This window comes from Serratia sp. H402Y (genome assembly GCF_051172415.1).
GTDB lineage: Bacteria > Pseudomonadota > Gammaproteobacteria > Enterobacterales > Enterobacteriaceae > Serratia > Serratia ureilytica.
Window position 1 is genome coordinate 21,120 of sequence record NZ_JBPIYZ010000003.1, and the last position, 23,893, is coordinate 45,012.

A 23,893-nucleotide genomic window follows, 5' to 3' on the forward strand; every position below is an offset into this window, starting at 1 on the left:
CCCCAGTTACTTACTGAAGTAAGCGCCTGGGCTTAGCGAGCTGGTCGCCTGGCTGTAACTTGAAATCCATAGGGTAAAAGATAAGGAAAAACATCAAACGCACTGCAGTGGCACAAATTACCCCTTCACGCCGCCGGCCGTCAGGCCGCCCACCAACCAGCGCTGCGCCAGCAGGAACACGGCGGTAATCGGTATCGCCGACAGCACCGCGGCGGCGGCGAAATCGCCCCACAGGTAGTTCTGCGGGTTGAGATATTGCTGCATGCCCACCGCCAGCGTGTAGCTGTTTACATCGCGCAGCAGCAGCGACGCCACCGGCACCTCGGTGATGGCGGCGATAAACGACAGAATGAACACCACCGCCAGAATCGGCACCGACAGCGGCAGGAGCACCAGCCGGAACGCCTGCCACGGCGTGGCGCCGTCCAGCGCCGCCGCCTCTTCCAGCGAATTGTCGATGGTTTCGAAATAGCCCTTGATGGTCCAGACATGCAGCGCGATGCCGCCCATATAGGCGAAGATCACGCCGCCGTGGGTGTTGAGGCCGATAAACGGAATGTACTGGCCCAGGCGATCGAACAAGGCGTACAGCGCCACCAGCGACAGCACCGCTGGAAACATCTGGAAGATCAGCATGCTTTTCAGCAGCGTGCTCTTGCCGCGAAAACGCATGCGGGCGAAGGCGTAGGCGCAGGTGGTGGACAGCGTCACGATGCCGATGGCGGTGATCGCCGCGATCTTGACTGAGTTCCACAGCCACAGCAGCACCGGGAACGGCGGCGGCGTCACGCTGCCGTCGGCGTGGGTGACGCTGAAGCCGAGCGCCAGCCGCCAGTGATCCCAGGAGAGGGTTTCCGGTATCAGGCTGCCGGTGGCGAAGTTGCCGGCGCGCAGCGAGATGGCCACCACCATCAGCAGCGGGAACATGATCAGGGCGATAAAGCACAGCATCAAAATGTGGGTCATCCACAGGCGCAGGCGCTGGGATTTGGGTTGAACCATGGCCATCGTTATTCTCCCTAATCGAAGTTCATCTTGCTGGCTTTCAAATTCAGGATCGCCAGCGCGCCCACCAACAGGAAGATCAGCGTGGCGATGGCGGCCGCCAGCCCGAAGTCTTGCCCGCCGCCGCCTTCGAAGGCGATGCGGTAGGTGTAGCTGACCAGCAGATCGGTATAGCCGGCCGGCGTGGTGGTGCCGATCATGTCCGGGCCGCCGTTGGTCAGCAGCTGGATCAGCACGAAGTTGTTAAAGTTGAAGGCGAAGCTGGCGATCATCAGCGGCGTCAGCGGCTTGATCAGCAGCGGGAAGGTGATGCGGAAGAAGTTTTGCCACGGGTTGGCGCCGTCCATCGCCGAGGCCTCGTACAGATCGTCCGGGATGGCCTTCAGCAGCCCCATGCACAGGATCATCATGTACGGGTAGCCGAGCCAGGTGTTGACGATCAGGATCATGCTCTTGGCGGTGAGCGGATCGCTGAACCAGGCCGGTTTGATGCCGAACAGGTGGCTGAGCATCATGTTGATCTCGCCGAAGCTCTGGTTGAACAAGCCTTTGAAGATCAGGATCGAGATGAACGACGGTACCGCATAGGGCAGGATCAGCAGCACGCGGTAGATAGCCTTGCCTTTCAGCGCTTCCCACTGCACCACGCAGGCCAGCACCATGCCGACCGCCACGGTGAGGATCACCGTCATCACCGAGAACACGAGGGTCCAGATGAAGATCGACACGAACGGTTTTTTGATGCCCTCGTCCTGCAGCACCCGCAGGAAGTTTTTCCAGCCGGTGGTGACGGTATAGCCTGGGCTCAGGGTTTCCTGCGCCCAGCCGCCGTCGGCGTTGATCGCCTGATAGAAGCCGATGTCGCCGTTCGGCCGGTAGCGCACCTGAGTCTGGTTATTGGTCAGCGTGCTGCCGTCTTGGTCCAGCGTATACAGCGGACGGGTGCCGGAGAACTGGCGCAGGGAGCTCATGCGCAATTCATCGCCGTCCGGCAGCTGCGCCACCAGTTGGCTCAGCGCCTGCCGGTTCTGGGTGATCACCCGCAGCGTGGCGGGTTCGCCCTGCGGCGCGGCGCTCTGGGCCGTCAATTTCAGGGGGAGCGGCGGCGTCGCGTCGAGGCGGAAAGGCTCGGAAATCAGCGGCTGTTCACTGTCCGGCGAGGTCAGCTGCAGGCGCCACTGCTGGTTTTCCGCCGGGTAGAGGCCGAAGGTGAACGTTTTGCCGCTTTGGAACTGACGCTGCATCAATACCGATTGCGCGCGCTCAAACGTCAGCTGGTTGGTGCTGCTGTAGTTGGTAAAGGCGATGGCGATGGTGCAGATCAGCGGGAACAGGACGAACAATCCCATGCCGGCGACGCCGGGATACACATAGCGCCAGGCGTAGGCGCGGCGGTTGGCGAAGACGTAAAGCCCGGCGCTGACCAGGATCAGCGTCAGGATAGCGAACAGGTATTCACCCTGTGCATACATCAACACAATCAGGTAGCAGGTCACCAGGCTGAACAGGCCGACCACCAGCCATTTCAGCGCGTCGCTTTGCCACCACTTCGATTTTTTACGCGCGGGCGTCCCGGCGTGAGCGAATTGCATAGGGCGTTCCTTTCTGTGAAGCAACGGCGGGGCGCCACGGCGCCCCGCACGACGACATTACTTGGTGATACGGGTCTGCACATCGTCCAACGCGGCTTTCACCGTTTGGCGGCCGCTGACGGCGTTGAGCACCGCGCTGCGTTCGGCGTACCAGAAAGCGCTCATCTGCGGAATGTTCGGCATGATCTCCCCGTTTTGCGAGTTCTGCATGGTGGCGGCGATCTTCGGATCTTTGGCCAGCGTTTCCTGGTAGGACTTCAGCGCCACCGCGCCCAGCGGTTTGTCTTTGTTGACGTCCGCCAGCCCTTCGTTGGTCAGCAGATAGTTCTCGAGGAACTCGGTCGCCAGTTCTTTATTCGGGCTGGCGGCGTTGATGCCGGCGGTCAGCACGCCGACGAACGGTTTGGACGGTTTGCCTTTGAAGGTCGGCAGCAGCGTCACGCCGTAGTTGATTTTGCTCTGCTCGATGTTGTTCCAGGCCCACGGGCCGTTGATGGTCATCGCGGTCTGGCCTTTGTTGAACGCGGCTTCGGCGATCGAGTAATCGGTATCGGCGTTGATGTGTTTGTTTTTCACCAGATCGACGATGAACTGCAGGCCGGCCTGCGAACCGGCGTTGGCGACGCCGACATCCTTGATGTTGTATTTGCCGTTCTCATACTTGAAGGCATAACCGCCGTCGGCGGCGATGATAGGCCAGGTGAAGTAGGGTTCCTGCAGGTTCCACATGATGGCGCTTTTGCCGCTGGCGCGCAGCTGTTTGTCCAGCGCCGGGATCTCTTCCCAGGTCTTCGGCGGCTGTTTGACCAGGTCTTTATTGTAAATCAGCGACAGCGCTTCGACGGCGATCGGGTAGCCGATCAGCTTGCCGTCATAGCGCACGGCGTCCCAGGTGAACGGGAACAGCTTGTCCTGGAAGGCTTTGGACGGGTGGACTTCGGCCAGCAGGCCGGACTGCGCATAGCCGCCGAAGCGATCGTGGGCCCAGAGGATGATGTCCGGGCCGTCGCCGGTGGCGGCCACCTGCGGATATTTCTCTTCCAGCTTGTCGGGATGCTCGACGGTGACTTTGATGCCGGTGTCTTTTTCGAATTTCTTGCCGACTTCGGCCAGGCCGTTATAGCCCTTGTCGCCGTTGATCCAGATAACCAGTTTGCCTTCCTCTATCTTGGCGAAGGCGGAAGAAGAGAGCACCAGAGTAGCCAGTGCCGAGAGCGCCAGCGTACGGGCGAGGGTAATGCTGCGAGTCATAATCCAGTCCTTCTTTTTGTGGGCACATAAATCAAGGAGAGACGTTTCGCGATCATAGTGGGTCACAACGCGACATATTCTCATCCTCCCCCCCTCTACGCCCCAGAGATGAGGAGTGTGATCCAGTTAACGTTGCGCTCTATTCTGTGGCGTCAGGCACAAAATAGGGGGGCGATTTTTGCCGGTTTGATCACAGATTTGCCTTAAGCGCGGAACTTCTCATCGCCGCGGTCGTTCTCTCATCCTCCCGTCTCCTCCCCCATGAAAAATCCTGTTACGGATGATTACCCTTTCCGGCGACTCCCGCACTATCGGCCCATCGATTTTCAACGCCACGCGCAGCAGGGATACCGGATTTATGTCGTCAATGCCTATCGCCACTCAGCCCACCCTGTACCGGATCCATCCGGCCAGTTTCCGTGACGGAAACGGGGACGGCGTGGGCGACGCGCACGGCATGCTGGCGGCGCTGCCGTACCTGAAAGCACTGTCGATCGACGGTCTGTTGCTGCCGCAGACGCTGGCGCCGGAGGCCGAAACGGCGGTGACGGGCGAAGGGCTGACGCTGTGGTATGCCGACGAAGCCCATCGCGTTCGTCATGCCGCCGCCGCGCAGCGGTTCGCCCACGGCGCGCTGGCGCTCGACGTGATGCCGTTCAGCGCGGAAAAGCTGGTGGCGGTGCTGCACGCCCGCCGCGCCACGTTGGCGGACAGCCTGTGGAGCACCGGCGACGCCGATCAGCCTCGGGTGGTCAGCCGCTGGGGGCAGGGCGACCTGCGTTCCGCCGCCGCCTTTTTGACGCTGCTGGCGATGTTGCCGGCGCCGATCTGCCTGTACCAGGGCGAGGAGCTGGGGCTGCCGCACGCCGCCGGCCTGCAGGATCCGCGCGGCGCGCAAACGCCGATGCCGTGGCATGAAGCCCCCGAACAGGTCACCGCCGGGGAGATCAGCTGGTATCAGCAGGTGGCGATCGAACACCGCGCGTTGGCCATCAGTCGCCAACAGCACGACAGCCACTCCACCTTGCGTTACTGCCAGACGCTGCTGGCCCTGCGCCGTTCGCCGCTTTTCCAGCGCGGCGAGCTGAGCGCGGTCAGCCAGCGCGATGGCGTGGTGCGCTTACTTATTACCCATCAGGATCAATGCCTTGAAGCGCTGATAAACCTGCAGCCTTATACTCAGGCGGCCGCGCCGTCTGAGGCGACCTTGCCGTTGGCATGGCAGCACGGCGCGCAGCAAGAGGGTCATCAATGGGTTTTGGCGGGTTTTGCCTCCGCCATTTTCACACGACATGTTAACTGCGAAAGCAGGGGAGTAACGCATGGCTAGCGTGACACTGCGCAGCGTTTATAAGGCCTTCGGTGAGGCCGTGATTTCCAAAGACGTCAATCTGACCATCGAAGACGGCGAGTTTGTGGTGTTTGTCGGGCCGTCGGGCTGCGGCAAATCGACGCTGCTGCGCATGATCGCCGGGCTGGAGGACATCACCTCCGGCGACCTGCTGATCGGCGAGAAACGCATGAATGAAGTGCCGCCTTCCGAGCGCGGCATCGGCATGGTGTTCCAGTCTTACGCGCTGTATCCGCACCTGTCGGTGGCGGACAACATGTCGTTCGGCCTGAAGCTGGCCGGCGCCAAGAAAGCGGAAATCAATCAACGGGTGAACCAGGTTTCCGAGGTGCTGCAGTTGGCGCACCTGCTCGATCGGCGGCCGAAGGCGCTGTCCGGCGGGCAGCGTCAGCGCGTGGCGATCGGCCGCACGCTGGTGGCCGAGCCGGACGTGTTCCTGCTCGACGAGCCGCTGTCCAACCTCGACGCCGCGCTGCGGGTGCAGATGCGCATTGAGATCTCCCGTCTGCACAAGCGCCTGCAGCGCACCATGATTTACGTCACCCATGATCAGGTCGAAGCGATGACGCTGGCCGACAAGATCGTGGTGCTCGACGCCGGTCGCGTGGCGCAGGTCGGCAAGCCGCTGGAGCTGTATCACTACCCGGCCAACCGCTTCGTCGCCGGGTTTATCGGCTCACCGAAGATGAACTTCCTGCCGGTCAAGGTCACCGCGGCGGAGCCGCGACAGGTGCAGGTCGAACTGCCCAACCGCCAGCTGGTCTGGCTGCCGGTGGAAGGCGCGGGCGTCCAACCCGGCGCCAACCTGTCATTGGGCATTCGCCCTGAACATCTGCTGCCCGGCGAAGCCTCTGAAGTGCGGCTTACCGGCGACGTGCAGGTGGTGGAGCAGCTCGGCAACGAGACGCAAATCCATATCCAAATCCCGGCCATCCGTCAAAACCTGGTGTACCGCCAGAATGACGTGGTGCTGGTAGAAGAAGGTGCCACATTCGCCATCGGCCTGCCGCCTCACCGCTGCCACCTGTTCCGTGAAGACGGTACGGCATGTAAACGGCTGCACCAGGAGCCGGGCGTTTAAAGCATCAAAGTCGGTATAACAGGAGAATAATGATGACTACTCTGCGCAAACTTCCTCTGGCACTGGCTGTCGCCGCCGGTGTTCTCTCTACTCAGGCGCTGGCCGTGGATTTCCACGGTTACGCCCGTTCCGGCATCGGCTGGACCGGCAGCGGCGGTGAGCAACAGTGCTTCAAGGCCACCGGCGCCGCGAGCAAATACCGTCTCGGCAACGAGTGCGAAACCTACGCCGAGCTGAAACTGGGGCAGGAAGTGTGGAAAGAAGGCGACAAGAGCTTCTATTTCGACACTAACCTGGCCTATTCGGTTTCGCAGCGTTCTGACTGGGAAGACGTGACCCCGGGCTTCCGCGAAGTGAACGTGCAGGGTAAAAACCTGATCGAATGGCTGCCGGGCTCCACGCTGTGGGCCGGTAAGCGTTTCTATCAGCGTCATGACGTTCACATGATCGACTTCTACTACTGGGATATCTCCGGCCCGGGCGCCGGTCTGGAAAACATCGATCTGGGCTTCGGCAAGCTGTCCGCCGCCGTGACCCGCAACTCGGAATCCGGCGGCTCTTACGGCTACCTGGATAACGAATGGAAACAGCGTCCGACCGTCAACGATACCTTCGACGTGCGCTTGGCCGGGCTGGAGCTGAACCCGGGCGGCACCCTGGAGCTGGGCGTGGACTACGGCCGAGCCAATGCGCAGGACCACTACCGCCTGGCCGACGGCGCCAGCAAAGACGGCTGGATGTTCACCGCCGAACACACGCAAAGCATCCTGAACGGTTACAACAAATTCGTGCTGCAGTACGCCACCGACTCGATGACCTCGCAGAACAACGGCCGCAACGAAGGCGCCACCATCGATAACAACGGCAAGATGATCCGCGTGTTGGATCACGGCGCCATCGACTTCAACGATCAGTGGGCGCTGATGTACGTCGCCATGTTCCAGGACATTGACCGCGACAACAACAACGGCACCACCTGGTACACCGTCGGCGTGCGTCCGATGTACAAATGGACGCCGATCATGAGCACCCTGCTGGAAGCCGGCTACGACAACGTCAAATCTCAGCGCACCGGCGATCGCAACGGCCAGTATAAAGTGACCCTGGCGCAGCAATGGCAGGCGGGCAACAGCATTTGGTCGCGTCCGGCCATCCGCCTGTTCGCCACCTACGCCAAGTGGGACGAGAAGTGGGGCTACGCCACCGGCGATGACACCGGGTATAACGCCGGCACCGCTTACAACGACACCAGCATGCATACCTTCAGCCGCGGCAAGGATGACGAAGTCACCTTCGGCGCCCAGATGGAAATTTGGTGGTAACGACAGGGCGGGGAGGGCCGCCGGCTCTCCCCCAACCGCATTCGCCGCGACCCGATCTCTTGCCTGATCCGCCGCGGTGCTGAAAGAGGATATAACGATGAAAAAGAATCTGCTGTCACTCTGCCTGTCGCTGGCGCTGACCGTCGGCGCGCCTTTGGCGGCCAACGCCGATACGCCGGCCAACGTTTCCGTCGCCCCGGCCATCAGCGCCGACACGCTGCAAAGCCTGACGTGGCAGCCGCTGCAGCCGCCGGTGTCGCAAGAAGTGAAGCTCGACGCCGTTAGCCCGCAGCTCAATCAGGGCGACATTCAGGGGGCGATCGCCGCCTATACGCTGCCGGCCGATCGCGGTTCGCTGGAAGTGACGCTGAGCAGCCTCGCCAAGAACAATTCGCTGTACGCGCCGAGCGTGCTGGTGCTGGACGAGCATCTGCGCCCGGCGGCGTATTACCCGAGCAGCTATTTCCCTTACCAGCCGCCGGGAGCGATGTCCTCCGATCGCCTCGAAGGCACGTTGAAACTGACGCCGGCGCTCGGTCAAAAACAGATTTACCTGCTGGTGTACACCACCCGTCAGGATTTGGCGAAAACCACGCAGCTGACTAACCCGGCCAAGGCCTACGCGCAGGGCGTGGGTAACGCGGTGCCGGATATCCCGGATCCGATCGCCGGCCACGCGACGACCGGCACGCTGAAGCTCAAGGTGACCGCGGAACAGGGCACCGGCAACGTGATGATCGGCATGCTGCAGCCTGCGCCGACCGTGGCGCCGGTGGTGGTGGGATCAACCGCACCGGCCGCCGTGACGGCGCCTGCACCGACGCCGGAGAAACCGGCGGAGCCGATGCTCAACGATACCGAAAGCTACTTCAATAACGGCATCAAGCAGGCGGTGAAGGCGGGCGATATCGACAAGGCGCTGAAACTGATGAATGAGGCCGAGAAACTGGGCTCGACCACTGCGCGTAAAACGTTTATCAGCAGCGTAAAAGGCAAGGGGTAACACCCGACGCTGCCGATGCTGGCTCGATGATTGGTGCGCTTTGGCGCACCTTTTTTCATCCGCGGGCCAGCGTTGCGCCAATCAACGCCAGCAGACGGGCGTTATCGACCTGCTGCATGATGCGCACCGGCTTACCCTGCGGCGGCGGCATGCCGACCGTCAGGCGCAGGCTGTCCGGCCGCCAACGGCGTGAGCTGCCGCGCGTCAGCGCCCCTTCCAGCGCCACATCCACATGGAACATCTCGGTCGTGACCAGCTGCGGTGCCAGCAGCCAGGCGATCACCAGCGCATCATGGATCCAGCAGCCCGGCAGGCGCCGCGTATGGCGCGAATAATCGATCCACGGCTGCGTGGTGGCGCGCAAATAGCGGCACAGCGGCGTATCCGGCTGCGTCAGTGCGGCCAGATCCGCCTGGGTCAGCATGGTCTGGGTGGTGACGTCCAGCGGCGCCAGCGTGATAGCGGCGCCGCTGTTCAGCACCAGCCGCGCGGCTTCCGGATCCAGGCCGAAATTGGTGTCCTTGATGTATCCCTCGACGTTGAACACGCCGCCCATGATCACGATCTCTTTTACCGCCTGCGCCATCTGCGGGTACAGCTGCATGGCGTGCGCAACGTTGGTCAGCGGGCCGATCGCCGCCAGCGTTATCTCGCCGGGATGGCGGCAGATCAGCTCGCCGATGGCGATGGCGGCGTCCGGTGCGGGCGCGTTGGCGAGTGAGGGCGCAGGCAAGTCGCGCCACAGCGCCGCCAGCTTGGGATCGGCGATCGGCCTGTCCAGATGCGCGCGCCATGGCTCCGGCGGCTCGCTCAGGGCGCGCGCCGCGCCGAGGGCGACCGGCACCTGGTAGCCGCTTTGCGCCAGCAGCTCGCTGGCGACGGCGAAGCCCACTTCGCGCGGGGTGTTGCCGGCCACGATGCTGATCAGTTCCAGCTGCAGCTGCGGTTTGGCCGCCAGCGCCAGGGCCAGCGCCAGGCCGTCGTCGACGTTGGCACCGGGAACGCCGTTGCCGGGATCGCAATCAATGATCAAACGCATAGAAGGTGTCCTGAAAAACCGCTAACAGCCGCACGAGCGGCGGATGCGCAGTTGAAAAGCGAATTCATGCAGCTCGGCGGGCGCGGCGCCGGCGGCCAGCATGGCGATGGCCCGCTTGGCCATGGCGTCGATAGGCTGCTCGACCGCGCTGAGCGGCGGCACGCTGAATTCGGATTGCTGCGTGCCGTTAAAACAGATCAGCGCCAGATCGTCCGGCGCGCGCAACCCATGCTCCGCCAGCGCCGACAGGCAGCCGAGCGCCTGCTGCTCGTTGGAGGTGAAAACGGCGCGCGGGCGCGGGCCTTGCACCAGGCGCTGGGTGGCCTGGTAGCCGCCCTGGCGGGTGTAAGGCGCCTCGAAAATCCACTCGTCGCGCGGCGCAATGCCCGCCTCCAGCAGCGCATCGCGCCAACCGTTCAGGCGATCCTGCGCGTTGAGCATGGTTAGCGGACCGATAAAAATGCCGATGTCGCGATAGCCGTGCTGCAGCAGATGGCGGGTCGCCTGGCAGGCGGCGTCGCGCTCGTCGACGCGGATGGCGCAGACGCCAGCCTGGCTGTCGATAGTGTCTATCATCACGCAGGGCGTGCCGGAGGCGCGGATCAGCTCGAACCACGGATGGCGATCGACGCTGGTGTACAGCAGGCCGTCGACCTGGCGACGCAGCAGGTTATTGATCAGCTCATACTCGCGCTGCCGGTCATCGCCGGCGTCGCCCAGCAGCAGCACGCGGCCGCGGCTGAAGGCCTCCTGCTGCAGCGCCCGCGCCAGCGTGGCGAAGAACGGGTTGGAAATATCCGGCACCACCAGCCCGTAGGTTTGCGTGCTGCCGGAGGCCAATGCCCGCGCGATGTCGTTCGGCCGGTAGCCGGTCTGCTCGATCGCCGCCAGCACGCGCAGCCGGGTGGCTTCCGCCACCGGGCGCGGGCCGTTGTTGATCACATAGCTGACCACGGCGACGGAGGTGCCCGCTACGCGGGCCACGTCGGCGCGGGTAACGCGTCGCGCGGAGTGATTATCCAAATTGAGGTCCTGTTCGCCTTCTCGCTACGCGGCATCCTGCGGCAGGTTGAGATCGCGGCCGCGGGTTTCGGGAGCAAAGAAGGTGGTGATTAAGCCGATGGCCGCCATTACAACAAAATAGCAGGCGACAGGCCACCAGTGACCGAAACCGGACAGCAGCGCGGTGGCGATCAGCGGCGCGGTGCCGCCCGAGAGGATCGAACCGAGCTCTTTGGCGAACGCCATCTTGGAGTAGCGATTCTTCACGCCGAACAGTTCGACGCCGTAGGCCGCCTGAACGCCGAAGATCCCCAGCGACGCGATGCACATGCCGACCACGATCACCGAGATGACGATAGCCGGTTCACGGCTGTCGAGCAGCCAGAACGCCGGGAAGGCATACAGCACCAGCAGCAGGCAGAACCAGCGGTAGGTAATGCGGCGGCCGAAACGATCGGACAGCCAGCCGGCCAGCGGGATCACCAGAAAACCGCACAGCGAGGCGATCAACACCGCCAGCGCCGGCACCGATTTATCGACCATCAGCACCTTGGCGACATAGCCGACGATAAAGCCCTGGCACAGGTAGGAAGGGCCGTTTTCGCCGATGCGCAGGCCGAGCATCACCCAGAACGCTTTGGTACGTTGCAGGTAGCTGCGCGTATCCGGCGCGGCCTGGGCGGCGTCCAGCATGCGCTGGTGGTTTTGCTGCAGCTCGCGTTCGAACACCGGCGTTTCCCGCACGTGACGGCGCAGGTACAGCGCCACCCCGGCGATCAGAATGCTGGCGAGGAACGGAATGCGCCAGCCCCAGCTCATCAGATCTTCCTTGTCCAGCTGCAGCACCAGCAGCCATACCAGCGACGCCAGCAGGGTGCCGCTGTTGGAGCCGATGGCGATGATCGACGCCACCAGCCCGCGCCGCTTGGCCGGCGCGTATTCCGCCAGCATCACCGCGCCGCCGGACAGCTCCGCACCGGCGCCGAACCCCTGCGCGAAGCGCAGGATCACCAGGCAGGCGGGCGCCCAGACGCCGATTTGCGCATAGGACGGGATCAGGCCGATCAGCGTGGTGGAGAGGCCCATCAGCGCCACGGTGGTGATCAGCACCACGCGGCGGCCTTTGCGGTCGCCGATCCAGCCGAACACCAGCGCGCCGATCGGCCGCGCGACGAAGCCGACGGAGTAGGTGGCGAAACTGGCCAGCAGCGCCACCAGCGGCGTGGCTTCCGGGAAGAACACGTCGCCGAACACCATGCCGGCCGCCAGGCCGTACAGCGCGAAGTCGACGTATTCCATGGCGGTGCCGAGCCAGCAGGAGAAGGTGGCGCGCCAAAATTGGCTGCGCCCCTCTTTGGTCGCCAGGCGTTCATCGGCCGCCAGCGCGGCGTCGGCGGTCTGTGAAGGGGCAAGCGTTGTTTCGCTCATGGCAGTGCTATCCTCTTTTGTTCTGCGCCTGGAGGGGCGCGGTTAAAGATGGTTTCCCTGGTGCCGGCAACAAAGGTGTGCCGACAAATCATGTCGGACGCATGGCGATTCAACGCTGCTGTATCAGGGTATCTACGCGCGTAGATAACACAACGCGAGGAAGCTGAAACTTTGCGGGCGATCACAGAATCGTCAGCGCGCCGGGAAATGAAGATAGAGAATGCGGATGGCAAAAAGATGACAGAACCCCGGTTTTTCCGGCCGATAGGCCTGCCGTTTTCGCCACGAATCAGCCTGCCGCTTTCGCATTTCTGCGCTACAATGGGGGCCTGTTAACAGTTTGTATCGTCTGGCGCGCCGTACCGGCTGCGGTTCAGGCGAGGAGTAAAGCAATGTCTGGCATCAGGGATTCCATCCTGCCGCCGCTGGAGTGGTTATCCGAACAGGATCCTCCGGCGCCCGCCGCCGTCAGCGACTGGCTGATGGAGTTAGGCTCCATGACCCGCCGATTTGAACGCCATTGCGCCCAGGTGCGCGTTGAACCGCAGCGCGAATGCTTCGTCACGCGCGAGGCGCTGGGCGACGAGGCGAACCACCTGCCCGACAGCCCGCGCTACTGGCTGCGCGAAGTGGTGCTGCTGGGCGACGACCAGCCCTGGCTGCTGGGGCGCACGGTGATCCCGGAACATACGCTGACCGGCCCCGATCAGGCGTTGGTGGATCTGGGGACGCTGCCGCTCGGGCGCTATCTGTTCAGCAGCGGCGATCTGACCCGCGACTATATCCATATCGGCCGGCAGGACGCGCTGTGGGCGCGTCGTTCACGGCTGCGGCTGGCGGGCAAGCCGCTGCTGCTGACCGAACTGTTTTTACCGGCTTCGCCGCTGTATTCAGCGGTTCCCGCATAAGAGAGGAGAGCAAGACGTTGGAGGGAAGCGTGACTCAAAGTAAATGGCGGGCTTACAGCCATTTGATGCGCATTGATAAACCGATCGGCACGCTGTTGCTGTTGTGGCCGACGCTGTGGGCGCTGTGGCTGGCCGGGAAAGGCGTGCCGCCGCTGTCGATTCTGGTGGTGTTCGTGCTCGGCGTGTTCCTGATGCGCGCCGCCGGCTGCGTGGTGAATGATTACGCCGATCGCGCGGTGGACGGCTACGTAAAGCGCACCGCCGGGCGGCCGATGCCGAGCGGCCGGGTGAGTGCGAAAGAGGCCAAGGTGCTGTTCGTGGTGCTGGTGCTGATCTCGTTCTGCCTGGTGTTGACGCTGAATGCGATGACCATCTGGCTGTCGCTGGCGGCGCTGGCGCTGGCCTGGGTGTATCCTTTTATGAAGCGGGTGACCAACCTGCCGCAGTTCGTGCTGGGCGCCGCGTTCGGCTGGGGCATTCCGATGGGCTATGCGGCGGTCAGCGAATCGCTGCCGCTCAGCTGCTGGCTGCTGCTGCTGGCGAACATCTGCTGGACGGTGGCCTATGACACGCTGTATGCGATGGTCGATCGCGACGATGATCTGAAAATAGGCATCAAGTCCACCGCTATCCTGTTCGGGCGTTATGACAAGCTGATCGTCGGGCTGTTGCAGTTCGCGACGCTGTTGTTGCTGGTGTGGGTCGGTTATCTGGCACAGCTCGGCGGCGCGTTTTACTGGTCGCTGTTGCTGGCGGGCGCGCTGTTCATTCACCAGCAGAAGCAGATCGCCGGGCGCGAGCGCGAGGCCTGTTTCAAGGCCTTCCTGCAGAACAATTATGTCGGGCTGGTGGTGTTTATCGGCATCGCGCTCAGCTATCTGCCGGCGTAACGGTTTCCTGCAGCAAGAAAAAAGGCACCCCTCGGGGTGCCTTTTGTGTTTCCGCGCCGGGCGAAATCACTCGTCTTTCTCTTCTTGCGCATCGGTTTGCGGCAGAGCGTTGGTCTCTTCCGGCATGTTGACGCTTTCGATAGTCAGCTTGATTTCCGGCGTGATCAGATCGCTCAGCATGTTGTACACCTCGAGGGTGTGCTCGCGGATCGCATCGCCGCTGTCGTTGATGTAGCCTTCTTCGCGCAGCGTCGCCACCAGGGTGGAGAATACCGCCTTGTCGAAGAACTCCGGCGCGTTGATGCCGTGCAGCACCGACAGACGCTGCGCCATGATGCGGCTCTCTTTCTCCAGCGCGCCGCGGTTGATGCTCGGGTTGGCGCTGAGGATCGACATAGTGATGGCGTAGCGTTGCAGGGTTTCGCGCACCCCGGCGGCCAGCAGCTGCAGCGGGCGAATGCGCGCCGGGTTCAGCACCAGCTCGTCGCCTTTGTCGCAGATCAGCTGTTGGCGGATCAGCTCGTCGATCATCGGCCGCAGTACGTCCGGCAGCTGCTCCTTGTCGTTATGCAGGAACAGCTCGGCTTTCAGCATCGGGTAAATCATGCCAATCTGGCGCAGCAGTTCGGCGCGCGATACCCGGCGATGATGCATGACGATGCTGGCGATCAGCGACGGCAACACCAGCAGGTGGTGGATGTTGTTGCGGTAATAGGTCATCAGCACCGCCTGCTCGCGCGGCAGAATGATGATGTCGCCGATGTTGTCCTTTTCCACCTCGAACTTGTTCATGTTCAGCGCGTGATCCAGCAGCTCGTCCGGCGTCTGCGACGGTACGGTGACGTCATGCGCGTAAGGCGCGTTGCGCATCAGCTGCAGGTAGCACTCGAGCTGCTCGAGCAATTGTTCGCGGGTCAGCGAACGCTGGCGCGAGGCCAGCAGCGCGGTGGAACACAGGTTCATGGCGTTGGCCGCGGCGGCATTGTTGATGCGCACCATGATCTGGCCGGCGAGATCGTTGACCGTCGGCGTCAACCAGCTTGGGCGCTGAGCTTCGATCGGATCGATCGACTCGCGCCACTGCGGCACGTGCTGGTTGAGGTAAGCGGTCAACGGCAGCGGTTCGCCGAAGTTGACGTAACCCTGGCCCAGATTGCGCAGTTTGCGCAGGCCGCGCAGCATCTGCAGCAGGCTCTCTTTTTCCTTGGTGGCGCCGCGCAGCTCTTTGGCGTAGGTGCCCACTTCCATCACATGCTCGTAGCCGATGTAGATAGGCACCAGCGTGATCGGACGGGCGCCGCCGCGCAGCATCGCCTGGATGGTCATCGACAGGGTGCCGGTTTTCGGTTCCAGCAGACGCCCGGTGCGGGAACGGCCGCCTTCCACGAAGTATTCCACCGAGTAACCGCGGGTGAACAGCTCGCCGAGGTATTCGCGGAACACCGTCGAGTAAAGCTTGTTGCCCTTGAAGGTGCGGCGGATGAAGAACGCGCCCAGACGACGGAAGATCGGGCCGGCCGGCCAGAAGTTGAGGTTGATGCCCGCAGCGATGTGCGGCGGCACCAGGCCCTGGTGATACAGCACGTAGGACAGCAGCAGATAGTCCATGTGGCTGCGGTGGCAGGGCACGTAGACGATCTCGTGGCCGTCCTGCGCCAGCTGGCGCACGCGCTCGGCGTTGGTGACGTTGATGCCCTGATACAGCCGGTTCCAGGTCCAGCTCAGCACGCGATCGGACAGACGCACGGTTTCGTAGGAGAAGTCGGCGGCGATCTCTTCCATCAGCGCGATGGCGTTCTGCTGGGCCTTCTCGTGCGAGATCTTCTTGCTGCGCGCTTCGTCCTCGACCGCTTTTTCGATCGCTTTGGACGCCAACAGCTTGTTGAACAGATCCTGACGGGCCGGCAGGCTTGGGCCTACTGCGGCCAGGCGCTGACGCGAGAAGTGCATGCGCGCCACGCGCGCCAGTTTCTGCGCGATGGTTTTATCCGTGCCGTGTTCGGTGGCCATGCGGCGCAGCGAAACGGTGTTGGAGAAGCGCACGAAGCTGTCGCGGCCGAGCCACAGCACGGCGAAGAATTTTTGCACGCCGTTCAACAGACGCAGGTGCGGCGTGCCGTGGCCTTCGCGGCCCGGCGAGCGGCCGAACATGACCGAAACCGGCAGCATCTGAATGTCGAGATCCGGATTGCTGCGATGCAGATCCAGGTAGTCGTGGAACAGCTTTACCGACTCTTCTTTCGGGGTGTAGTAGCGGAACACGCGCGGGCCGTCGTGAATGAACACGTAGCTCGGCAGCACGGTGCCGTCGATCTCCAGCGCGTTGAGCGGATCGGGCAGATCCTGCGCCAGGCACTGGGTGCGCAGCGTCAGCAAATCCGCCTTGGAATTGTAAGGTAAAACATACAAAATCGGCCGTGAGGGATCCAACCCTAGCTCGGTAACCGGATCTGAAGGGATGACCTTACTTCTTACCAACAATTTAAGTGGTAAATTCAATATTTTATAATAAATTTTACGCCAACCTGACATAACAACGTGAAGCCTCTTGTTAGCAATGCGCCGCAAGCATACCAGAAACCGGGTAGCAGATCTGTGGTGTTCGAAAACCGAGAGCCGTCAGCGCGGACTGTTCTAGACTCTTTTTATTATGACCGACCTCTGAGAAAGGCACGAAAACATGGCAAACCAAGCAACCGGATTGACCCGCATCATCAAGGCCGCCGGCTATTCTTATAAAGGGCTTTCCGCCGCCTGGCAACACGAGGCGGCGTTCCGCCAGGAACTGGTGGTGACCCTCCTGGCTATCATACTGGCTGTCTGGCTGGACGTGGGTGCGATAGCGCGCATTTTATTGATCGGATCGGTGACGCTGGTGATGATCGTCGAGATCCTGAACAGCGCGATCGAGGCGGTGGTGGATCGCATCGGCAGCGAACACCATGAGCTGTCCGGGCGGGCCAAGGACATGGGATCGGCGGCGGTATCGCTGGCGATCGTACTCGCGCTGTTCGTTTGGGGCACGGTCTTGTGGCAGCATTTTGGCTGACGCAAAGCGCCTACTGACTGATTTTTATTTATTCTTCGGTTCCCAATCCGCGCTTACCTGTATATACTCACAGCAAGACTGTATAAACAAACAGGGGGCGGAATGAAAGCACTAACTACCAGACAGCAAGAGGTCTACGATCTGATTCGCGATCATATTTCGCAAACGGGCATGCCGCCGACGCGTGCCGAGATCGCGATGCGTCTGGGGTTCCGTTCGCCTAACGCCGCCGAAGAGCACCTGAAGGCGCTGGCACGCAAAGGCGTGATCGAAATCGTCTCCGGCGCGTCGCGCGGTATCCGCCTGCTGATGGAAGAAGAAGAAGGGCTGCCGCTGATCGGCCGCGTCGCCGCCGGCGAGCCGCTGCTGGCGCAGCAGCACATCGAAGGGCACTACCAGGTGGATCCATCCCTGTTCAAACCGAGCGCCGATTTCCTGTTGCGGGTGAACGGCATGTCGATGCGCGACATCGGCATTCTGGACGGCGATCTGCTGGCGGTGCACAAAACGCAAGACGTGCGCAATGGCCAGGTCGTGGTCGCGCGCATCGAAGACGAAGTGACGGTCAAACGCTTGAAAAAGCACGGCAACGTGGTTGAACTGCTGCCGGAGAACAACGAATTCCAACCGATCGTGGTCGATCTGCGCCAGCAGAATTTCACGATCGAAGGGCTGGCGGTCGGCGTGATCCGCAACGGCGACTGGATTTAATCGCCGCGCCATTACCGCCGCTCCCTGTATCAATCGCCCCTGTTTTGGGGCGTTTTTGTTTCTGACTTCGCCCTTCGTCACTCTGTCACAGGAACATCCCATCATGCGCCTGATTTCCGCCTTCACCAGCGACACCGATAAAGCCCTGTGGCGCCTCGCCCTGCCGATGATTTTCTCCAATATCACCGTGCCGCTGCTCGGGCTGGTGGACACCGCGGTGATCGGCCACCTCGACAGCCCGATCTATTTGGGAGGCGTGGCGATCGGCGCGGTGGCGACCAGCTTCCTGTTCATGCTGCTGCTGTTCCTGCGCATGAGCACCACCGGCCTCGCGGCGCAGGCGCTGGGAGCGAAGAACCCGCAGGCGCTGGCGCGCGCCTTTATGCAACCGCTGCTGCTGGCGTTGTTGGCCGGAGGGGCGATCGTCCTGTTGCGCTACCCGCTGATCGAACTGGCGCTGCGGATCGTCGGCGGCGATGGCGAGGTGCTGGAGCAGGCGCGGCGTTTTCTTGAGATCCGCTGGTTGAGCGCGCCGGCGGCGCTGGCCAACCTGGTGCTGCTGGGCTGGCTGCTCGGCGTGCAGTACGTGCGTGCGCCGGTGATCCTGCTGATCGTCGGCAACCTGCTGAACATCGTGCTGGATATTTGGCTGGTGATGGGCCTGGGTTGGAACGTGCGAGGGGCGGCGGCGGCCACCGCCATCGCCGAATATGCCACGCTATTGCTCGGCCTGTGGCTGGCGTGGCGGGTGATGCGTCTGCGCGGTATTACCCTGGCGATGTTGCGTCAGGCCTGGCGTGGCGATCTGCGTCGCCTGCTGGCGCTCAATCGCGACATCATGTTGCGTTCATTGCTGCTGCAGCTGTGCTTTGCGTCGCTGACCATTTTCGGCGCTCGCCTGGGGAGCGATGTGGTGGCGGTTAACGCGGTGTTGATGAACCTGCTGACGTTTACCGCCTATGCGCTCGACGGCTTCGCTTATGCGGTGGAGGCCCATTCCGGCCACGCCTACGGCGCCCGGGACGGCAGTCAACTGCGTAAGGTGTGGCACGCGGCCTGCAGGCAGGCGGGGCTGGTCGCGTTGGCCTTCGGCCTGGCGTATGCCGTTACCGGCCAGCAGATCGTGGCGGCGTTGACCTCCCTACCGGAGCTGCGCGCGTTGGCCGCCCACTATTTACCGTGGCAGGTCATTTTGCCGCTGGTCGGGGTGTGGTGCTATTTGCTGGATGGTATGTTTATCGGCGCCACGCGGGGCGCTGAGATGCGTAACAGCATGGCGGTGGCCGCGGCAGGGTACGGTCTGACGCTGTTCAGCGTGCCGTTGCTTGGCAACCACGGGCTTTGGCTGGCGCTGGCGGTGTTTCTGACGTTGCGTGGCGTGGCATTGGGCTGGATTTGGCACCGCCACCAGGTGCGCGGCAGTTGGTTTACTGCACATTAAACCGGACGTTTTGTTGGGTTAATGGTTAGTTTTTCTTATGATTTTGGTCATGTTTGCTTACATGTTTTCAGCCTTGGTCTGTTCGCGTTAGTTTGTTGTTTGTTGGCGTTTTTTGTTTTTATTTTGTTTGTTAATGGTTTTTTATTCTGTGCTTTGGCTTTTTTATTTCCATGTTTAACTAGAATGAATCATGTGGCTGGTAAATGAAGGGGAGCGGTGCTTCTTAAGGTGAAGGAAACATCGGCCAGAAAAATTTCTGGTTAACCCCGGCCGGCAACAGGGATCACTGATTCACCACAGGTTAACGGAGAGACTATGAATAAAGATCAAGCCGACGGTAACTGGAAGCAGCTGAAAGGCAAAGTGAAAGAGAAATGGGGCAAGCTGACCGATGACGATCTGACGGTCATCGAAGGGAAACGCGAACAGCTGGTCGGCAAAATTCAGGAGCGCTACGGTTACCAGAAAGAGGCGGCCGAAAAAGAGGTGAAGGCCTGGGAAGATCACACCAAACACCGCTGGTAACACGCAGGGCCGCCACTGACGGCGGCCGGCAACAGCGCAGGTCGGCGTCGCTCCATCCTCTGGCGCCCCGGCCGCAGGTACAGGGAAGTACCTGACTTCGTCTTACTTCTTCTTGATGGCGATGCTGTGATCGTGTTCGGCGCAGTCATGCTTGCTGTCACAAGCTTCAACTTCAACGCAACCGGCGCACAGACCGTGCGCTTCCACCACGCTGTGCCGCAGTGCAAATCCGGCTTCCTGTGCCAGCTTCTGCAGCGTTTCCTCCACGCCTTCGGTGGTGCGTTCGGTCACCTGGCCGCAGCGGTCGCAGATAAACAGCGCGGACGTATGCATCGGCTGTTCGAAATGGTGGCACAGCACGTAGCTGTTGGCCGATTCCACTCTATGGATAAACCCTTGCTCCAGCAGAAAATCCAGCGCGCGGTATACCGTCGGCGGCTTGGCCTGCGGTTCGGCGACGCGCAGCAGATCGAGCAGGTCATATGCGCTGATTGCACCGGGTTGCTGAGTCATCAGACGCAGCACTTCCAGCCGTTGCGGCGTCAATCGCACATTGCGTTGCTGGCAGAGGCGTTCAGCCTGCGCCAGCAGCTTTTCCTGGGTGGTTGAGTTCATCGCAAATATCCCGGTACGTAAAAAAGCCGATTTTACCATGATTACGGCGAATCGCCGAGAGTTGCCCCCTTTTCCCCTGATGATAGCGCAGGGAAAGGCGCGTCGATCGCGCTAAAAGAGAGATGCGTCACAACTTTTCCCCGCCGTCGGGTGGCAAATCAACGTTGCCGGTTTTAGCGCTGGAGAGCGGGGGGCGAGCGCGGTATAACGCCTTTCACCCGCGTGATGAGCAGGAGCCCTGTGTGATGACGGAAAGAGAGAAGCTGTTAAGCGGCCTGGAGTACAACAGCCGCGATGAAGAACTGATCGGGATGTACCATCGGGCGAGGGCGTTGATCAAAAGCTTGGGGGCGCTGGACTCGCATCAGGCGGACGAGAAAAACCGCCTGCTCGGTGAGCTGTTCGGCGCCTGGGGGGAGGCGAGCTGGATTGAAACGCCATTCTGGTGCGACTACGGGCAGCATGTCCGCATCGGTAAAAACTGTTTTATCAACGTCAACGCGGTGTTCCTCGACTGCAATACCATCACCATCGGCGACAACACGCTGATCGGCCCCAACGTGCAAATCTATACGCCGAGCCACCCGCTGAAGGCCGCAGAGCGCTTCACCGGCGATCCGGATTTCCCTTTCCGCACCTCGGCGCAGCCGGTGTCCATCGGCAACAACGTCTGGATCGGCGGCAACGTAGTGATCCTGCCGGGAGTGACTATCGGCGACGGCACCACCATCGGCGCGGGCAGCATCGTCACCGGCGACATCCCGGCCAACGTGCTGGCGCTGGGGCAGCCATGCCGGGTTATCCGCTCGTTGGAATAGGGCGTTATCGACGAGCAGGAGGCAAGGGGGCGGGATGGCGTTCTTTGCGGTGCGGGCCGTCGTTTGCCAACGGGCGGTCATCGGCCAATGCCAGGCGTGCGGCCGCCAAACGGCTCATGACGGTGCCGATCGGCACCGCCAGCACTTTTGCGGCCTCCCGGTAAGACAGCCCTTCGACATACACCAGAAACAGCGCGTTGCGCTGGGCCGTCGGCAGCCGGCTGACGCGCCGCATCACTTCATGGAGCCAGACCGGCTGTTCGCCGTTGTCCGCATCGCCCAGCTCTTCCGCCGCCATGCAGCCTTGCCCCTGGCGAAGATGTTGGGCGCGAACTTCATTGAGCCAAATGGAGTGCAAGATGGAAAACAGCCAGCGATCCAGGTGTGAACCGGGGGTGAATTGCGCGGCGCGCTCCAGCGCACGCAGGCAGGTGGCCTGCACCAGATCGTCGGCGACATCCCGCCGGTGCGAGAGCACCAGCGCATAGCGCCACAGGCGGGAGAGATAGTGGCCGAGTTCATCGCGTATCGCATCGCCGCTGATAGTCACCTCCGCAGGCGCGTCGGATCACGATTCCGGGTGGCGGTCGATGGCCGCCGCCAAATCGCGGTACTCCTCGCACCCGGTGCCGCACAGCGACTGGATCACCTGCAGCTGTTGGCGAGCCAGATCGGGCCGGCCTTTCAGCATATAGGCTTCCCCCAGGTACTCGCGCACTTTGGGGTATTTCGGATCGAGGGCTACTGATTTTAAATAATAGCCGATCCCTTCATCGGTGCGGCCAAGCTTGCGCGTGGCGTAGCCACGATAGTTCAGCGCAACGGCGGTGTTGGGATTTTTCAACGTATTGAGCATATCGAGCGCTTCCTGATAACGGCCGCTTTTCGCCAGTGCATAGGCGTAGTGAGTGCGGTCGGCGTCGTCGACCTTGCCGCTTTTATCTACCATGCAAGTCTGAGTTTTGCTGTCGTAGACCTGGCCTTTCGGACAGGTTGGCGGGGTTTGGCCGCTGCCGTCGCCGCCCATCGCCAGCGCCGCGCCGGACAACAGCAGGCAGCCGGCAATGGCCGATGCCAGCAGGCGTTTAATGAAGCTGTTCATGGTTATGTCCTCAAGGCAGAGGCGCCGTGCGCGCCCGTAATGAGATAACACCTGAACGAGCGGGTTTATTCGCCTTGTCTCCGCTTATTTTTGCCGGCGGCAAGCGGGTTTTCCCAACGGCGCCGATTGTCGTTATAATAGCCGTTTGCGGCCGCGTGCCGTTCGTTGAACCCAGACAGACTCAGGTAGCCAGTAACTCAGCATGACGAAAGACAACCACGCCCCAACCTACGCCGCCAATCGTTTCTCCATCGCGCCGATGCTCGACTGGACCGATCGTCATTGCCGTTACTTCCACCGCCTGCTGACCAAGGAAACGCTGCTGTACACCGAGATGGTGACCACCGGCGCGATCATCCACGGCAAGGGCGACTATCTGGCCTACAGCGAAGAAGAGCATCCGGTGGCGCTGCAGCTGGGCGGCAGCGATCCGGCCGCGCTGGCGCATTGCGCCAAGCTGGCGGAGCAGCGCGGTTACGATGAGATTAACCTCAACGTCGGCTGCCCGTCCGATCGGGTGCAAAACGGCATGTTCGGCGCCTGTCTGATGGGCCAGGCGGCGCTGGTCGCCGATTGCATCAAGGCGATGCGCGACGTGGTGTCGATCCCGGTGACGGTGAAGACCCGCATCGGCATCGACGATCAGGACAGCTACGCCTTCCTGTGTGACTTTATCCAGACCGTCGCCGGGCGCGGCGAGTGCGACATGTTCACCATCCACGCGCGCAAGGCCTGGCTCTCCGGCCTCAGCCCGAAAGAAAACCGCGAAGTGCCGCCGCTGGACTATCCGCGCGTCTATCAGCTGAAGCGGGATTTCCCGGCGTTGACCATCGCCATTAACGGCGGGGTGAAAACGCTGGAAGAGGCGCGGCAGCACCTGCAGCACTTGGACGGCGTGATGATGGGGCGCGAGGCGTATCAGAATCCGGGTATCCTGGCGCGGGTCGACAGCGAACTGTTCGGCGCGCAGACCGCGGTGCCGGACAGCGTGGCGATCGTCGAAGCGCTGTATCCGTATATCGAGCGCGAGCTGTCTAACGGCACCTATCTTGGCCACATTACTCGCCATATTCTCGGTCTGTTCCAGGGCGTGCCGGGCGCGCGCCAGTGGCGTCGCCATCTGAGCGAGAACGCCCACAAGCCGGGCGCCGATGCGCGGGTGGTCGAGCAGGCGCTGGCGCTGGTGCGTCAGCCGCGCGTCGAAATGGCGTAATCCACAAAAAATTTGACCAACAGTTAGTCTTTTTCGCCAGGCGTTCGGTGCGTTACCGGATGCCTGTCCTCTGTTTTCAATAGGTTAGCCCATCCGCCGTTCTGGCACGCTTCTTGTAATCCACTCTGCAGATACGTTGTATTGCAAAGGAGCAATCATGTTGGAAATCTTCTTTCTCATTGGTTTTGTGGTGATGCTGACGGTGACCGGCATCTCGCTGCTGGGGATCTTCGCTGCGCTGTTGGTGGCGGCGGCATTCATGCTGTTGGGCGGGCTGTTCGCGGTGGTCATTAAGCTGCTGCCGTGGCTGATTTTGGCGGTGGTTGGGGTATGGATTTACCGTTCAATGCAGAAACCCCAGATCCGGCGTTACTGATTTTTTGCTGAATAATCAGACAGTCACACTGAAACTTGCACAATTTCCCGCACCGCGAATGCGGCAGCGATCACAGCTTGGCAGTTTTCCCCGGCGATGTGGCACATAAAGCGTGTTTTTTGCCGGACGGGGCTGTTAGGATGTGGGTCGATGCAGTGATGCGACCGATTT

At 61.8% G+C, this 23,893-nt stretch carries 23 protein-coding genes; 13 read left to right on the forward strand and 10 right to left on the reverse strand.

The window, feature by feature from the left end:
- Nucleotides 1-117: 117 nt before the first annotated feature.
- From malG to malE, 3 genes are read right to left on the reverse strand one after another with little or no spacing between them, the layout of a single operon-like run.
- A complete protein-coding gene (gene malG, locus ACSBQS_RS16755) occupies nucleotides 118-1,008 on the reverse strand; it encodes a maltose ABC transporter permease MalG (RefSeq protein ID WP_033651207.1) in 891 nt (296 codons plus the stop codon).
- 11 nt (nucleotides 1,009-1,019) lie between these two features.
- A complete protein-coding gene (malF, locus tag ACSBQS_RS16760) occupies nucleotides 1,020-2,597 on the reverse strand; it encodes a maltose ABC transporter permease MalF (RefSeq protein ID WP_172755530.1) in 1,578 nt (525 codons plus the stop codon).
- A gap of 57 nt (nucleotides 2,598-2,654) precedes the next feature.
- Nucleotides 2,655-3,848 (reverse strand): maltose/maltodextrin ABC transporter substrate-binding protein MalE, encoded by a 1,194-nt coding sequence (gene malE, locus ACSBQS_RS16765; RefSeq protein ID WP_033651209.1) that lies wholly within the window; start codon nucleotides 3,846-3,848, stop codon nucleotides 2,655-2,657.
- A gap of 358 nt (nucleotides 3,849-4,206) precedes the next feature.
- Here malE and ACSBQS_RS16770 point away from each other — a divergent pair, with 358 nt between their 5' ends.
- From ACSBQS_RS16770 to malM, 4 genes are all read left to right on the forward strand, one after another.
- Complete coding sequence (locus ACSBQS_RS16770; protein WP_182074504.1) at nucleotides 4,207-5,178, forward strand: alpha-amylase family glycosyl hydrolase; 972 nt, start codon at nucleotides 4,207-4,209, stop codon at nucleotides 5,176-5,178.
- Nucleotides 5,171-6,280: a maltose/maltodextrin ABC transporter ATP-binding protein MalK gene (malK, locus tag ACSBQS_RS16775; RefSeq protein WP_016930284.1), complete on the forward strand. Its 1,110-nt coding sequence runs from the start codon at nucleotides 5,171-5,173 to the stop codon at nucleotides 6,278-6,280. Before ACSBQS_RS16770 ends, malK begins: the two co-directional genes overlap by 8 nt.
- A gap of 32 nt (nucleotides 6,281-6,312) precedes the next feature.
- Nucleotides 6,313-7,602 (forward strand): maltoporin, encoded by a 1,290-nt coding sequence (locus tag ACSBQS_RS16780; RefSeq protein ID WP_072626867.1) that lies wholly within the window; start codon nucleotides 6,313-6,315, stop codon nucleotides 7,600-7,602.
- A gap of 97 nt (nucleotides 7,603-7,699) precedes the next feature.
- On the forward strand, nucleotides 7,700-8,605 hold the full coding sequence (malM, locus tag ACSBQS_RS16785; RefSeq protein ID WP_197749956.1) for a maltose operon protein MalM: 906 nt from the start codon (nucleotides 7,700-7,702) through the stop codon (nucleotides 8,603-8,605).
- 55 nt (nucleotides 8,606-8,660) lie between these two features.
- Here malM and ACSBQS_RS16790 read toward each other — a convergent pair whose 3' ends face one another.
- Genes ACSBQS_RS16790 through ACSBQS_RS16800 form a run of 3 tightly spaced genes read right to left on the reverse strand, consistent with a single transcriptional unit; the run spans nucleotide 8,661 to nucleotide 12,074 of the window.
- Nucleotides 8,661-9,644: a nucleoside hydrolase gene (locus ACSBQS_RS16790; RefSeq protein WP_089195236.1), complete on the reverse strand. Its 984-nt coding sequence runs from the start codon at nucleotides 9,642-9,644 to the stop codon at nucleotides 8,661-8,663.
- Nucleotides 9,645-9,665: 21 nt separating this feature from the next.
- Nucleotides 9,666-10,667 carry a LacI family DNA-binding transcriptional regulator gene (locus ACSBQS_RS16795; RefSeq protein ID WP_047026580.1) on the reverse strand — a complete coding sequence of 334 codons (1,002 nt, stop codon included), beginning with the start codon at nucleotides 10,665-10,667 and terminating at the stop codon, nucleotides 9,666-9,668.
- A 24-nt stretch (nucleotides 10,668-10,691) separates the two neighbouring features.
- On the reverse strand, nucleotides 10,692-12,074 hold the full coding sequence (locus ACSBQS_RS16800; protein WP_033651213.1) for an MFS transporter: 1,383 nt from the start codon (nucleotides 12,072-12,074) through the stop codon (nucleotides 10,692-10,694).
- A 392-nt stretch (nucleotides 12,075-12,466) separates the two neighbouring features.
- Here ACSBQS_RS16800 and ubiC point away from each other — a divergent pair, with 392 nt between their 5' ends.
- Together ubiC and ubiA are read left to right on the forward strand one after the other, a co-directional pair.
- Nucleotides 12,467-12,982: a chorismate lyase gene (ubiC, locus tag ACSBQS_RS16805; RefSeq protein ID WP_033651214.1), complete on the forward strand. Its 516-nt coding sequence runs from the start codon at nucleotides 12,467-12,469 to the stop codon at nucleotides 12,980-12,982.
- A gap of 17 nt (nucleotides 12,983-12,999) precedes the next feature.
- Nucleotides 13,000-13,872 carry a 4-hydroxybenzoate octaprenyltransferase gene (gene ubiA, locus ACSBQS_RS16810; protein ID WP_025304455.1) on the forward strand — a complete coding sequence of 291 codons (873 nt, stop codon included), beginning with the start codon at nucleotides 13,000-13,002 and terminating at the stop codon, nucleotides 13,870-13,872.
- A gap of 66 nt (nucleotides 13,873-13,938) precedes the next feature.
- Here ubiA and plsB read toward each other — a convergent pair whose 3' ends face one another.
- Nucleotides 13,939-16,404: a glycerol-3-phosphate 1-O-acyltransferase PlsB gene (gene plsB, locus ACSBQS_RS16815; protein ID WP_046897191.1), complete on the reverse strand. Its 2,466-nt coding sequence runs from the start codon at nucleotides 16,402-16,404 to the stop codon at nucleotides 13,939-13,941.
- A 148-nt stretch (nucleotides 16,405-16,552) separates the two neighbouring features.
- Here plsB and ACSBQS_RS16820 point away from each other — a divergent pair, with 148 nt between their 5' ends.
- From ACSBQS_RS16820 to ACSBQS_RS16835, 4 genes are all read left to right on the forward strand, one after another.
- Entirely contained in the window at nucleotides 16,553-16,921 is a 369-nt protein-coding gene (locus ACSBQS_RS16820) for a diacylglycerol kinase (RefSeq protein ID WP_033651215.1), read from the forward strand.
- Nucleotides 16,922-17,023: 102 nt separating this feature from the next.
- Nucleotides 17,024-17,632: a transcriptional repressor LexA gene (gene lexA, locus ACSBQS_RS16825; RefSeq protein ID WP_025160136.1), complete on the forward strand. Its 609-nt coding sequence runs from the start codon at nucleotides 17,024-17,026 to the stop codon at nucleotides 17,630-17,632.
- Between the two features lie 103 nt (nucleotides 17,633-17,735).
- Entirely contained in the window at nucleotides 17,736-19,073 is a 1,338-nt protein-coding gene (gene dinF / locus ACSBQS_RS16830) for an MATE family efflux transporter DinF (protein WP_033644406.1), read from the forward strand.
- 315 nt (nucleotides 19,074-19,388) lie between these two features.
- Complete coding sequence (locus ACSBQS_RS16835; RefSeq protein WP_004936743.1) at nucleotides 19,389-19,598, forward strand: CsbD family protein; 210 nt, start codon at nucleotides 19,389-19,391, stop codon at nucleotides 19,596-19,598.
- A 102-nt stretch (nucleotides 19,599-19,700) separates the two neighbouring features.
- Here ACSBQS_RS16835 and zur read toward each other — a convergent pair whose 3' ends face one another.
- Nucleotides 19,701-20,213: a zinc uptake transcriptional repressor Zur gene (zur, locus tag ACSBQS_RS16840; RefSeq protein WP_015379223.1), complete on the reverse strand. Its 513-nt coding sequence runs from the start codon at nucleotides 20,211-20,213 to the stop codon at nucleotides 19,701-19,703.
- A 245-nt stretch (nucleotides 20,214-20,458) separates the two neighbouring features.
- Between zur and ACSBQS_RS16845 the strand changes: the two genes are divergently transcribed.
- Nucleotides 20,459-21,031, forward strand: coding sequence for a sugar O-acetyltransferase (locus ACSBQS_RS16845; protein ID WP_042785466.1), 573 nt, complete (start codon nucleotides 20,459-20,461; stop codon nucleotides 21,029-21,031).
- A gap of 4 nt (nucleotides 21,032-21,035) precedes the next feature.
- On the opposite strand, the gene ACSBQS_RS16850 is transcribed toward ACSBQS_RS16845, so the two are convergent.
- Together ACSBQS_RS16850 and ACSBQS_RS16855 are read right to left on the reverse strand one after the other, a co-directional pair.
- The gene (locus ACSBQS_RS16850) at nucleotides 21,036-21,581 is read right to left on the reverse strand and encodes an RNA polymerase sigma factor (protein ID WP_033644408.1); all 546 of its coding nucleotides are present in this window, start codon (nucleotides 21,579-21,581) and stop codon (nucleotides 21,036-21,038) included.
- A gap of 18 nt (nucleotides 21,582-21,599) precedes the next feature.
- Nucleotides 21,600-22,133, reverse strand: a complete 534-nt coding sequence (locus tag ACSBQS_RS16855; protein ID WP_197749954.1) for a tetratricopeptide repeat protein — start codon at nucleotides 22,131-22,133, stop codon at nucleotides 21,600-21,602.
- Between the two features lie 202 nt (nucleotides 22,134-22,335).
- Between ACSBQS_RS16855 and dusA the strand changes: the two genes are divergently transcribed.
- Both dusA and pspG read left to right on the forward strand, forming a co-directional pair.
- A complete protein-coding gene (gene dusA / locus ACSBQS_RS16860; protein WP_042785464.1) occupies nucleotides 22,336-23,346 on the forward strand; it encodes a tRNA dihydrouridine(20/20a) synthase DusA in 1,011 nt (336 codons plus the stop codon).
- A gap of 157 nt (nucleotides 23,347-23,503) precedes the next feature.
- Nucleotides 23,504-23,722: an envelope stress response protein PspG gene (gene pspG, locus ACSBQS_RS16865; protein WP_099784404.1), complete on the forward strand. Its 219-nt coding sequence runs from the start codon at nucleotides 23,504-23,506 to the stop codon at nucleotides 23,720-23,722.
- Nucleotides 23,723-23,893: the final 171 nt, after the last annotated feature.

Coding starts and splice junctions, on each gene's coding strand:
- malG (WP_033651207.1), bottom strand. CDS start 1,008: ATGGCCATGGTTCAACCCAAATCCCAGCGCCTGCGCCTGTGGATGACC.
- malF (WP_172755530.1), bottom strand. CDS start 2,597: ATGCAATTCGCTCACGCCGGGACGCCCGCGCGTAAAAAATCGAAGTGG.
- malE (WP_033651209.1), bottom strand. CDS start 3,848: ATGACTCGCAGCATTACCCTCGCCCGTACGCTGGCGCTCTCGGCACTG.
- ACSBQS_RS16770 (WP_182074504.1), top strand. CDS start 4,207: ATGTCGTCAATGCCTATCGCCACTCAGCCCACCCTGTACCGGATCCAT.
- malK (WP_016930284.1), top strand. CDS start 5,171: ATGGCTAGCGTGACACTGCGCAGCGTTTATAAGGCCTTCGGTGAGGCC.
- ACSBQS_RS16780 (WP_072626867.1), top strand. CDS start 6,313: ATGACTACTCTGCGCAAACTTCCTCTGGCACTGGCTGTCGCCGCCGGT.
- malM (WP_197749956.1), top strand. CDS start 7,700: ATGAAAAAGAATCTGCTGTCACTCTGCCTGTCGCTGGCGCTGACCGTC.
- ACSBQS_RS16790 (WP_089195236.1), bottom strand. CDS start 9,644: ATGCGTTTGATCATTGATTGCGATCCCGGCAACGGCGTTCCCGGTGCC.
- ACSBQS_RS16800 (WP_033651213.1), bottom strand. CDS start 12,074: ATGAGCGAAACAACGCTTGCCCCTTCACAGACCGCCGACGCCGCGCTG.
- ubiC (WP_033651214.1), top strand. CDS start 12,467: ATGTCTGGCATCAGGGATTCCATCCTGCCGCCGCTGGAGTGGTTATCC.
- plsB (WP_046897191.1), bottom strand. CDS start 16,404: ATGTCAGGTTGGCGTAAAATTTATTATAAAATATTGAATTTACCACTT.
- ACSBQS_RS16820 (WP_033651215.1), top strand. CDS start 16,553: ATGGCAAACCAAGCAACCGGATTGACCCGCATCATCAAGGCCGCCGGC.
- lexA (WP_025160136.1), top strand. CDS start 17,024: ATGAAAGCACTAACTACCAGACAGCAAGAGGTCTACGATCTGATTCGC.
- dinF (WP_033644406.1), top strand. CDS start 17,736: ATGCGCCTGATTTCCGCCTTCACCAGCGACACCGATAAAGCCCTGTGG.
- ACSBQS_RS16835 (WP_004936743.1), top strand. CDS start 19,389: ATGAATAAAGATCAAGCCGACGGTAACTGGAAGCAGCTGAAAGGCAAA.
- zur (WP_015379223.1), bottom strand. CDS start 20,213: ATGAACTCAACCACCCAGGAAAAGCTGCTGGCGCAGGCTGAACGCCTC.
- ACSBQS_RS16845 (WP_042785466.1), top strand. CDS start 20,459: ATGACGGAAAGAGAGAAGCTGTTAAGCGGCCTGGAGTACAACAGCCGC.
- ACSBQS_RS16855 (WP_197749954.1), bottom strand. CDS start 22,133: ATGAACAGCTTCATTAAACGCCTGCTGGCATCGGCCATTGCCGGCTGC.
- dusA (WP_042785464.1), top strand. CDS start 22,336: ATGACGAAAGACAACCACGCCCCAACCTACGCCGCCAATCGTTTCTCC.
- pspG (WP_099784404.1), top strand. CDS start 23,504: ATGTTGGAAATCTTCTTTCTCATTGGTTTTGTGGTGATGCTGACGGTG.